Source organism: Zhongshania sp. (genome assembly GCF_041623545.1).
GTDB lineage: Bacteria > Pseudomonadota > Gammaproteobacteria > Pseudomonadales > Spongiibacteraceae > Spongiibacter.
In genome coordinates, this window is sequence record NZ_JBFJWS010000424.1 from 1 (window position 1) to 1,983 (window position 1,983).

At 51.1% G+C, this 1,983-nt stretch carries 2 protein-coding genes and 1 pseudogene; 1 reads left to right on the plus strand and 2 read right to left on the minus strand.

The annotated features are described in order from the left end of the window. A partial coding sequence (locus tag ABYT30_RS18785; protein ID WP_373098055.1) for a cytochrome P450 occupies positions 1–400 on the plus strand: 400 nt, incomplete at its 5' end. A gap of 102 nt (positions 401–502) precedes the next feature. Here the strand turns inward: ABYT30_RS18785 and ABYT30_RS18790 are convergent. Together ABYT30_RS18790 and ABYT30_RS18795 are read right to left on the minus strand one after the other, a co-directional pair. Next, positions 503–1,402 (minus strand): NAD-dependent epimerase/dehydratase family protein, encoded by a 900-nt coding sequence (locus ABYT30_RS18790; protein WP_373098057.1) that lies wholly within the window; start codon positions 1,400–1,402, stop codon positions 503–505. A gap of 51 nt (positions 1,403–1,453) precedes the next feature. After that, positions 1,454–1,983 (minus strand): annotated as a pseudogene (locus ABYT30_RS18795) (hypothetical protein); the annotation flags it as partial.

Here is a 1,983-nt window from a genome sequence, read left to right on the forward strand (position 1 = left end):
AGAAATGCTCCGCTACAACACCGCGTTTATTGCGATGCGCCGGACGGCGACCCAAGATATTGAATGGAACGGATACAATATAAAGAAAGGCGATAAAGTCGTATTACATTACCATGCGGTTAACCACGATGAAGATGTATTCGGCGACGATGCGATGAAATTTGATATCCACCGCGCCAAGAAAATGCCTACACTGCGCCGAGAAATGCGCGCATTTGGCATTGGCGAACATTTTTGCTTGGGCATGAATTTAGCGCGCATGGAATTGAATATTATCTTTGAAGAACTGATTCCACGTATCCGCAATCCTAAATTTGCCGGTGACGTGACTTATATGCGCTCATTCTTCATCAACACGATTAAATCAATGCCAATCACCTTTGATCCTGTCTCTGCATAAAATGGCAAAGCACTAGCCATTCGCTAATTAAACACAGAGGCTCATCTTAGTGCGTTCCTCCAGTAAAGGAGGAACGTACTTTGCAAGACTTGCAGAACCTCATCAAGCGCCAACAATCCCCTGAATTAGCCCTTTGATCTGCTGCCGATCATAATTCAGCGCAGCCATATCCTCAGTCGCAGGCTCATAGCTCACCGTGGCACCCGCGCCTGCGAACATAATGACATTTGGGAACATGGGGTGATCGTCTTCTCTAACCTCAAGCTCTAGCGGATTTCCCACTGCCTCAAACCACAGTTCTAGATATTCCTTCCAACTGTAATTCTCATCGCCAACAAGATAGCCCTTGCCCGACTCGCCTTTATTCAAAGCATTCAGCGCCGCCTGTGCAAGCGAACGAGCGCTGATGTGATTGGTGCCGCCTTTCGGCGCAAATATAGGTAGACCCGGAATATTGCCCCGCGCGTATTGCTCCAGCGCACTGATATACGGAACATCCATACCAGGGATATTACCGAGGACAAACGGTGCATTGATGCAACACACCGAAAACGTTTCATTACTCAAAGCACGAACCGCCACGTCGGTATTATGGCGCGAGGTGACATAGGGACAGACACCGATCTGCTGCGGCGCAACTTGCGGGTAAAAAGTCCCGACCATCACTGCCCTGCTCATACCTGCGTCCCGAGCAGCGACAAAGAAACGGGGTACCGCCTCATCATTTGCCTTGGTGTAAAAGTCCTGGGGCGACACTGAGCCGTCTTGGGGAATATTGCGAATATCCGCCGCGGCTGAGAATACCAGCCAATCGAAGCCGTTCAGGCGGCCATCAGAAAAATCGTCATTGATGTAGTCACCTTGGAGAAACGACATATCAGCCAGTCCCGGCACTGCCGTCGGCTTGCGGGACATCAGCGTTACCGCATGACCGTTTTCTTGCAAGTAAAGTGCAATCTCGCCGCCAATTAAGCCCGTACCACCTACCACTAATACCTTCATGATTTATTCCTGTGTTAAAACTAAATTATTCGGTTTATCGATCATCCGACCTTAAAACGCGCGAAAGCGCCGCTGAACATGCCGTTGGCGCAATGCCACTTGCTGTTGCCGCTGCGCCTGACTAACAACCGGCGTAGATTCCGGCAAGTACTCACGAACTTTGTCAAAAGCCACTTTTTGCACGGTAAGGCTGGGCCACTGCTCCGGCGTGGGCGTTTCGCTATAAGCCCAGCGCGGCGCAAGAAAGCCTTCGCGGTGGCCGCTGGTATCCAACCAGTTTGGCACCCCGGGGTCGCGGTGCGCTACCACCAAACGGATGACGCCGTCCGCATCTGCTGTCATTTGATGGCCATTTAAACTGCTAATACGGTTGGCGTAATCAATGGACTCACCCCACAGATTACTCAACTGGAAGCCGATATAGTTGGGCGGCAACTGAATTCGATTCTCAATAATTAGCGCTTCCCCCTCTTCCAATTCAAAGATGCCCCCCGCGTAGAGATTGGTGCTCATACCGCCGCCGGTCGCGCCGGAGGCGACATTGATGTTATTGAAGGCATTGCGTTTAAACGCCACCCCCG